The sequence below is a fragment of the Streptomyces sp. WELS2 genome (genome assembly GCF_013870595.1).
GTDB lineage: Bacteria > Actinomycetota > Actinomycetes > Streptomycetales > Streptomycetaceae > Streptomyces.
The window spans coordinates 1-9,394 of sequence record NZ_JACBWZ010000188.1 but is presented as its reverse complement, the minus strand read 5'-3'; the positions used below and the strand labels follow the sequence as shown (position 1 = coordinate 9,394).

Here is a 9,394-nt window from a genome sequence, read left to right as displayed (position 1 = left end):
GCGCTCCCCGACCAGGACCGCCCGCGCGCCGACCCGGTCTTCGGCGTGCGCGCGTTCCGGAAAGCGGCGCCCGCCTCTGCCTGAGCCGTCGCAACACCCTGACCAGGCCCCGGACACGATTCCATCACGGAGTTTTCACATTCCGCTTCGAGAAGGGATCATGCGAAGATCACACAGCACGTCCCAGGGGGGCCCATGAGCACCGACTTCACACCACCGCCCATGCCGGGCTACGGACCGCCGGTCCCCCCGCCGCCCGCACCGCCGGGGAAGTCCCGTACCGCGCTCATCGCCATGGCGGCCGCCGTCGTCGCCGCCGCGGTCTCGGCCCTGATCACCGCGGGGGTGAGCGGAGACGCCGAAGCCGAGCCGGCGCCCACCGTCACCGTCACCGAGACCGCCGCCGCGGACCCCGACGGCGCCGGGGCCGACGACGACGCGGCGGCCGCCGACGACGAGAAGGCCACGGACGGCGCGGACGGCGGGGACGACGAGGAAGGTGTCTACGCCCTCGACGACACCGCCGTCTACGAGCCGGCCACCGAGGTCGCCCTCTTCGGCCTCGAGCGCGCCGTGACCGGCGAGTACGCCGAGCCGGAGAACACGCCCTACCTCCGGTTCACCGTCAAGGTGAAGAACGGCGGCAAGAAGGCCCTCGACATCACGCAGCTCACCGTCAACTGCTCCTACGGCAAGGACGGCAAGAGCAGCGACTCGGTCTTCGACTCCGACGCCGGCCTCGAGGGCGGCCCGGAGACCAAGCTGCTCCCGGGCCGCTCCCTGAACGTGCCGTGGGGCTGCGAACTGCCCAAGAAGGAGAAGCTCATCCAGATCGAGGTCAGCCCCGACTTCGACTCGGACGCGGCGATCTTCACCGGCACCGTCGAGTAGTGGACCCGGCGGGGGTGCCGCTCGTGGCCGGCACCCCCGCCGGGCCGTTCGTCAGGCGACCGTACAGGTCCGGTCGCCCAGCTTGAAGGAAGCCGGTCTGCTGTTCGTCGTACCCGGACGGCTCCCCGTGAAGCCGAAGGCCACCGACGAGCCCGCCGCCACCGTGCCGTTCCAGCTCGCGTTCGCCGCCGTGACCGTCGCGCCGGACTGGGTGTAGCCGGCGTTCCACATCTGCGCGACCTTCTGGCCGTCGGCGAAGGACCAGGTGAGGGACCAGCCGTTCCACGCCGAGGAGCCGGTGTTGGTCAGCCGGACGTCGGCCTGGAAGCCGTCGGCCCACTGGTTGGTGACCTTGTAGTCGACGGTGCAGGCGCCCGTGGGCACCGGCGTCGGGTCGGTGCCGCCGCCCCCGCCACCGCCTCCGGTGTCGCCGGTGCCGGAGGTGTCGCCGTAGACGACCCCGCGGCCGTTCGTCGACACGTACACCCGGCCGTAGACCCGCGGGTCACCGGTGATCGCCGTGCCGGTCCAGCCCCACTGGTGGGCGTCGTCGTTGATCCGGGTCCAGGACGCGCCCTTGTCCGTGGAGCGGAAGACGCCCCGCACCCCGCCGATCTCGGCGCTGGTGTAGAGCGTCTGGTACGAGGCGCCCGGGGCGGCCTTGCCGAAGCCGATGGTGTCGGCCTGCTCCACGTTCGCCAGCCTGGTGAAGCTCGCGCCGCCGTCGGTGGAGTGCCACAGCCCGTACGCGCCGTCCGCCGCACCGCCCGCCAGCCACACGTCCCCCTGGGTGCCGGGCAGCGCCTTGAACCGCACGCTGTCCCCGCTCGGCAGGCCCGTGGCCGGCGTCGCGGTGAAGGTCGCCCCGCCGTCCGTACTGACGTAGAACTTCCCGGACCTGAAGCCGTAGAAGGTCTTCGGGTCGACCCGGTCGGACTCGACGATCGCGCCGGCCGGGATGCCGGCGGACTCCGCCCAGGAGGTCCCGAAGCCCGTGGTGTGGCGCACGCCGGTGCCGGCCGGGCTCCACACGAACCGGCTGCCGTCCGCCGCCGCGGCCACCGTGCCGCCGCCCGAGACGCCCGGAGGGTCCTGCCCCGCGAACCAGTCGGCCCCGTTGTCCGTGGAGAACGCGATGTGCGGCCCGGAGTCCAGATCGCCGACCCGGACCACCGTGTCCGGGTCCGACTCGGCGAAGTCCAGGCTCGTGGTCGAGGTGAACGTCGGTGATGTGTACATCATGGACGGCACCGAGGCCAGGTCCGTGTGCCGGAAGCCGCCGATGTCACCGAGGGCGCTGAACAGCAGGGCGCCGCCGGAGGGCGGTGCGGCGAGGTCGTTCACCGCCGTCTCCTCCAGGCCCCGCACCATCGGCCGCAGGCTGAACTGCCCGCCGCTGTCCCACTTGGTGAGGTCCTCGGTGCCGTAGATCGTGGCGCCCGTGCCGAACATCATGCGGGAGGAGTCGAACGGGTCGATCTCCAGCGATTCCGTCATCCAGCCCAGCTTCGGCGACTGTTCGGGCGGCGACGGGTTCGCGCCGAAGGTCAGCCAGGGCGAGGAGGACACGTCGATCGTGTAGCGGTTGGAGCGGTTCGGGTACGAGGTGTAGTCCCACGCCTTCGTCCAGGTGGCGCCGCTGTCGGTGGACCGGAACAGCTGGGTGTCCGGCCACCAGGAGCTGTACGCGGTCGCCATGAGGGTGGACGGGTGCTGCCGGTCGACGGTCAGCCCGCTGAAGCCGTAGGAGGTGTCCGCCTCCGCGACCGGGCTGATGTCGGTCCAGGTGCCGGTCGCCGTCGCGTAGCGGAACAGCCGGCCCTTGCCGCCGTCGTAGGGGCCGCCCTTGTCGCTGTAGGCGAGGTAGAGGTATCCGTTCGAGGCGTCCAGGACGCCCTTGTGCGCCAGGTACCCGGTCGGCTGGCCCGCCAGCCTGGTCCAGGTGGCGCCCGCGTCCGTGGAGCGGTAGACCGCGTTGTCCTTGTCGGCGACACCCACGTAGACGGTCTTCGTCGCGCTCCCGGACGTGCCCGTGGACTCGTCGAAGGTGACCCAGACGATGCCCTGGTTGTCGCTCGCGTACCCGCTCGTGTCGCTCGGGTCCTGCCGGTAGTTCCCGGGGTTGGGGAAGCTCGTCACCTGCGACCAGGTCACCCCGGAGTCCGTCGACCGCCACAGGCCCTTGCCGCTGGGCGCGCCCAGGTACAGCACGCTGTCGCGGTTCGGGTCGACGGCCAGCCGCTCGCCCATGCCCCGGCCGGGCATGTTGCCGCCCAGCTTGAACGGCAGGTCGGTCTTCTGCCAGGTCGCGCCCCGGTCGGCGGAGCGCAGCACCGCCCCGGCCGTGGGGTCCCAGCCGTTGGTGTACGTCCCGACGGCCGCGTACACCTTGTCCGGCTGGACGGGGTCGGAGGCGAGGCTCACCACTCCGGTGTGCCCCCACTCGTTCCAGCCCACCGAGTCCAGCAGCGGAATCCAGGTCTTGGTCGACTGCTGCCAGCGGTAGGCGCCGCCGATGTCGGTGCGGGCGTAGGCGAGGTTCTTCTCGGTGCGGTTGAAGACGATCCCGGGGACGAAACCGCCGCCGTCGATCCGGGCGTTCTTCCAGGTGTAGGTGTCCGCCGCGAGGGGCGGAGCGGACGCGGCGGCGGCCGGTGCGGGCGGGGTGCCGGCGAGCAGTCCGGCGGCCAGCGAGAACGCGGCCACGAGGATGCGGGTTCTGCGCACGGTGGGGACACCTTTCCCGACGGGGGATCAAGGAGGTCACGGAGGCGGTGGTGTGTGGGGGCCGGGCGGCCCGACCGCGTGGTCGTGCCGCCCGGCCCGGGTGGCCCCGCCGTCCTGTGGCGGGGCCGGGTACGCGGAGTGCCGGCGGGGACTATTCGAGCAGTTCCGCGTACGAGCCCATGGCCATGGCGATGTCCGCCTCGGCCCAGAAGCGGTGGTACGTGAACACGGGCGCCGCGCCGCCCTTGAGGTAGGCCTCGATCTTCGACCAGTTCGGGTCGCTCTTGTAGAAGGACCGGAGCGAGCTGAACGTGGAGGAGGAGTTGATCGCGTCGCCGTTGGGCATGGTGCCGGTCCAGCCGCTCGGCACGTACACGCTGTCGTTGAACCGGCTGTAGTCGGTCCGGGTCTCCGGCACGGCGATGCCGAGGCTGTCCTGGTAGTTGGTCCACATGCCGTCCAGCAGCGCCTTCGCCGTGGACTTGGCCGCCGTGTCACCGGACTTGGCGGCGTAGTACGTCAGTGTCTTGGCGTAGGCGGCGGCCACGCCCACGTCGTCGGTGTAGTCGGCGACGGTGACGTGCAGCCCGTTGTTGGCGCCGGGGCTCGTGGCGTTCCAGGTGTCGGGCTGGCCCGACCACTGGAGGGTGGAGGGGATGCGGTAGGTGCCGTCCGGGTTGATCGTGGTCTTGGACAGCGCCCACTTCACCCACTTGTCGAGGATCGCCTTGGCCTGGGCGTTCCCGGTCTGCTGGTAGTACTCGGCGACCCGCTCCATCGACCACGCCTGGAAGCCGAACCACTGGTTGGACGGCGGGTCGTGGTAGACGGGCGCCGGGTCGTAGGCCATGCCGTAGAAGGTGGAGGTGCCGGCGGGCGGGGAGGCGTAGCGGCCGGCCCAGCTGTTGGTGGCACCGCCCGCGATGCCGCCCTCGGAGGACTGGAGCCACTGGTAGAACTCCAGCTGCCGCTGGAGCGACTTGCCCCAGTCGCTCGCGCCGGTGGCCGACTTGGGCTTCAGGTCGGCGACGGAGCTGAGCGCGTAGGCGGCCAGGGGGTTCTGGTAGCCGCCGTGGACATGGCTGGAGCCGATCCGCCAGGCCCAGCCGGCGGAGGTGTCGGTGGCGCCGCCCCAGGCGTAGTACCAGGACAGCAGGTAGTGCGAGGCGTCCTTGCCGGTACCGGCCGGGCAGGACGTGCTCGTGCAGTTGCCGATCTTCTTGAAGTACTTGTCGTACATCGCGTAGCGCAGGTAGTCGCCCATCTTGGCGGCCTTGGCGACCGTCGCGGAGACGTCACCGCTCTTGCCCTGCTGCTTGGCCCACACATCCGCCCAGTAGGCGGCCTGCACGGCGCGGGCGTCCGCGTCCGGGGCGTCGGTGTACTTCCACTGCTTGGCGTAGGAGCTGTCGCCGGTGAACAGGTCCAGGTAGCCGTTGCGGCCGCCGTACTTGAAGGCGTCACAGGTCGGCTGCGGGACCGTCTCCCAGACCGACTCCTGCGGGCCGCGCTGGAAGGTGTTGATGTACGACGGTCCGGTGGCCGTCGGTCCGGCCTCGCACTTGCCGGGCTCGTTGCCGTATCCGTAGACGTTGTCCACGTCCTGGATCCAGTGCATGCCGTAGATGTCGTCCGAGTTGTACGCGCTCTTCAGCTCGCCCGCGATCGGGTCCGTGCCCACCGACACCGAGGTGTCCAGCTTCGCCGGGTACTCGTTCGGGGTGTCCAGCTCGGGCGCGTAGGTGGCCGGCTTGGAGGCGTTGTAGAACGAGTTCGTCGGCTGGTCGGCGTGCGTGGGGATCATGTACTTCTCCATGGTCTCCCAGGCGCCGTTGAACTTCGACCAGTCGCCGGTGACCTTGCCGTACATCGCCTGCAGCCACAGCAGGTAGCTGTACGCCTCGGAGGTGGTCTCGTGACCCTGGTCCGGGGCCTCGACGATCAGCGTCTCCACCGAGTGGTACGGGATGCCCTCGGGGGAGAAGTAGCCGTTCGCCGGGTTGGTGATCTTCCCGTACAGGTCCAGGAAGCGGGCGTCGTACGCCTTGGCCGCGGGCAGCTCGGTGACCGTGACCGTCGCCTTGGTGAGGCCGGTGGCCGACGCGGTGAAGGTCGCGCTGCCGGTGCCGGAGGAGTCGGCCGTGATGGTCACGGTCTGCGCGGTGTTCCAGTTCGCCGGGGTGAAGGTCAGCGAGGAACCGCCGGTCACGGACAGGCCGGTGTTGCCGTCCGTGCGGGTCGTGCTCACCGTGACGTTCGCGCTCGGCTGCGTGGACAGCTTCACCGAGAACGTGCCCGACTTGCCCTGCTGGACGCCCAGTTGGGTCGGCGAGGCGACCACGGCGGGCCCGGAGGACACCGTGATGCCCACCGGTGTCGAGGTGGCGGACGCGCCCAGGCTGTCGTACGCCTTCGCCACCAGGGAATGACTGCCCACGGTCAAACTTGAGGCCGAGAGCGAGTACGGCGCGCTGGTGTCCGTGCCCAGCAGCGTGGTGTCGTCGTAGAACTCCACCTTGCTGATGGTCGCGTTGTCGGCCGCCGCCGCGGTCGCCGCGAGCGGGACGGCGTCCCCCTGGGAGTAGACCGCGCCCGGGCTCGGGCTGGTCAGCACGGTCACCGGGGGCTGGTGGGCGCCGGCGCAGGTGGTGCCGTTGACGGCGAAGGACGTGGGGGCGGTGTTGGCGCCGCTGTAGGTGAACTGGGCGCCGGTGGAGACGGCGGCGCCCGCGGCGATGGTGCCGTTGTACGAGGTGTTCTTCACGGTGACCGACTGGCCGGACTGGGACCAGGTCCCGTTCCAGCCGCTGGTCAGCTTCTGGTTGCCCGCGTAGGCGTACGTCAGCGTCCATCCGTTGATGGCGTCCGTACCGCGGTTGGTGATCGTGAGGTCGGCGGTGAAGCCCGAGCCCCAGTCGTTGGTCTTGTAGTCGACGCTGCACTGCACGGCGGCCGCGTGGGCGGTCTCCGCACCGGTGGCGAGCATCGACAGCGGCAGGGCGAACGCGGCGGCCACCGCGGTCCACAACCGGCGCGCGGTCGTGCGTCTGCGTCCAGGATCCATGTGCTGGTTCCTCCTTGCGGCTGCGGCTCGGGGAGAAGTCAAGGCTTGAACCAGTGGGAGCGCTCCCATAGTGAAGACGGGGTAACGGACGGTCAAGACCTGGACACTGCGAAAAACATTCGAGGAGCCCGATCGTAAAAAAGTAAAGCGAACCCCCTGGGCTTTCCGGTCGGTTGGCGCTACCTTCCTTCGCACCAGTGGGAGCGATTCCATCGGCCGGCGGGTCCGTCAGGGCGCGCCACGCCGCGAGGACTCGCTCATGCGCCACCCCCCGTTCTGCGCGCCTTCAGCCGTCACCGGCCAGTGGGCGAAGGGCTGCCAGGACGGCTTCGGGCAGGGGAACACCCGCGAACCCGCCGGCCCGGCGGGCCGGCTCCCCGCCTTCCGCCACGGCCTCGCCCACGAGACGGCACACCCACCGCGTACGGCGCCGGGCCGCGCGACCGCCCGCGCGCCGTCACCCCGCAGTTCCCGACACGGCACCACACGGCACGACATCACACCGAAGGACACCCGCACTCATGAGTCGTACCAGAACATCACTCCTCGCAGCCCTGGCGCTGGTCGCCGGGGCCTCCGGGACGGCGCTGGGCATGCAGTCGGCCTCCGCCACCGCCACCGCCGTCCCCTGCACCGTGGACTACAAGGTGCAGAACCAGTGGAGCACCGGCTTCACCGCCGCCGTGACCATCACCAACAACGCCCCCGCGAAGTCGAGTTGGTCGCTGAAGTGGTCGTACGCCGGTGACCAGAAGGTCACCAGCGGCTGGAACGCCAAGCTCAGCCAGAGCGGCACCGCGGTCACCGCGGCCAACGAGAGCTACAACGGCGCGCTGGCCACCGGTGGTTCGGTGAGCTTCGGGTTCCAGGGCACCTATAGCGGCACCAACGCGGTGCCCGCCACGTTCACCCTCGACGGCGTCGCCTGCAACGTCGACAGCGGCGGGGGCGGCGACACCGGCGGCGGTGGGGACACCGGCGGGGGCACCGGCGGCGGGGGCGGGGACAACGGCGGCGGAGGCACCACCGGCCGCGTCGACAACCCGTACCAGGGCGCCAAGGTCTACGTGAACCCGGAGTGGTCGAAGCTGGCCGCCGCCGAGCCGGGCGGCAGCCGCGTCTCCAACCAGCCCACCTTCGTCTGGCTGGACCGCATCGCGGCCATCAACGGCGTCAACGGCGGCATGGGCCTGCGCGCCCACCTGGACGAGGCCCTCAAGCAGAAGGGCTCCGGCGAACTGGTCGTCCAGCTGGTCATCTACGACCTGCCCGGCCGTGACTGCGCCGCCCTCGCCTCCAACGGCGAACTCGGCCCCACGGACATCGACAAGTACAAGTCGCAGTACATCGACGCCATCGCCTCGGTCCTGTCCGACGCCAAGTACGCGGGCCTGCGCATCGCCACGCTCATCGAGCCCGACTCGCTGCCCAACCTGGTCACCAACGCCGGCGGCACCAACACCACCACCGACGCCTGCGTGACCATGAAGTCCAACGGCAACTACGAGAAGGGCGTGAGCTACGCCCTGGACAAGCTGGGCAACCTCTCGAACGTCTACAACTACATCGACGCCGGCCACCACGGCTGGCTGGGCTGGGACACCAACCTCGGCCCGACCGCCCAGGAGTTCTACAAGGTCGCCACGACCAACGGCGCCAGCCTGGGCGACGTGGCCGGCTTCATCGTCAACACGGCCAACTACAGCCCGACCAAGGAGCCTTACTTCAAGGTCACCGACACGGTGAACGGCCAGACCGTCCGCCAGTCGAAGTGGGTCGACTGGAACCAGTACGTGGACGAGCAGACGTACGCGCAGGGCCTGCGGGACAAGCTGGTCTCGGCCGGGTTCAACTCCGGCATCGGCATGCTGATCGACACCTCGCGCAACGGCTGGGGCGGCACCGCCCGGCCCACCGGCCCCGGCCCGCTGACCTCGGTCGACACCTACGTCAACGGCGGCCGCATCGACCGGCGCGTCCACGTCGGCAACTGGTGCAACCAGAGCGGTGCCGGTCTCGGCGAACGGCCGACCGCCGCACCCGCCGCCGGGATAGACGCCTACGTGTGGGCCAAGCCGCCGGGGGAGTCCGACGGTGCCAGCTCCGCCATCGACAACGACGAGGGCAAGGGCTTCGACCGGATGTGCGACCCCACCTACGGTGGCAACGCGCGCAACGGCAACAACCCTTCGGGCGCGCTGCCGAACGCGCCGCTGGCCGGGCACTGGTTCTCCGCCCAGTTCCAGCAGCTGATGCAGAACGCCTACCCGCCGCTGTCCTGACGCGGTGACCCCGCCGGGGCCCGCCCGACCCCCGGGCCCCGGCGGTCCGTACCGGCATCCGCGTTTGCCGATACGGCAACGGAAGTGGCCCTGGGCCGGTGTGCCGTCGCACTCTGACGGCAACCGGACGAGAGGCTGACCACCATGGCTCACGGACACCACGAGCAGCACCACCAGCACCACACCGGGCACGGCCACGGGCACGGCACGGACATCGACTGGAACGAACTGGCCTCCCTGCTGGAGTCGCAGGCGGAGCTGTTCGCCCCCGTCTACCGGCAGGCCATGGCCTGGCTCGGGCAGGACGTCACCGAGCCCGGGCTCGTCGTCGACGCGGGCAGCGGACCCGGCGTCGTCTCCTGCCTGTTCGCCGAGGCGTTCCCCACGGCCCGGGTGGTCGCCGTCGACGGCACCGCCCCGCTGCTGGAAC

Annotated in this window: 4 protein-coding genes and 1 pseudogene; 3 read left to right on the top strand and 2 right to left on the bottom strand. The window is 70.5% G+C overall.

From position 1 onward, the window contains the following. The first annotated feature begins 195 nt into the window (after nucleotides 1–195). The gene (locus tag H5J33_RS14030) at nucleotides 196–891 is read left to right on the top strand and encodes a hypothetical protein (RefSeq protein ID WP_181795236.1); all 696 of its coding nucleotides are present in this window, start codon (nucleotides 196–198) and stop codon (nucleotides 889–891) included. 51 nt (nucleotides 892–942) lie between these two features. Here H5J33_RS14030 and H5J33_RS14025 read toward each other — a convergent pair whose 3' ends face one another. Further along, nucleotides 943–3,618, bottom strand: coding sequence for a cellulose binding domain-containing protein (locus H5J33_RS14025; protein WP_181795235.1), 2,676 nt, complete (start codon nucleotides 3,616–3,618; stop codon nucleotides 943–945). A 151-nt stretch (nucleotides 3,619–3,769) separates the two neighbouring features. Beyond that, nucleotides 3,770–6,682: a glycoside hydrolase family 48 protein gene (locus tag H5J33_RS14020; RefSeq protein ID WP_181795234.1), complete on the bottom strand. Its 2,913-nt coding sequence runs from the start codon at nucleotides 6,680–6,682 to the stop codon at nucleotides 3,770–3,772. Nucleotides 6,683–7,203: 521 nt separating this feature from the next. On the opposite strand from H5J33_RS14020, the gene H5J33_RS14015 reads away from it, so the two are divergent. Further along, a complete protein-coding gene (locus H5J33_RS14015; protein WP_181795233.1) occupies nucleotides 7,204–8,964 on the top strand; it encodes a glycoside hydrolase family 6 protein in 1,761 nt (586 codons plus the stop codon). 144 nt (nucleotides 8,965–9,108) lie between these two features. Then, nucleotides 9,109–9,394 (top strand): annotated as a pseudogene (locus H5J33_RS14010) (SAM-dependent methyltransferase); the annotation flags it as partial.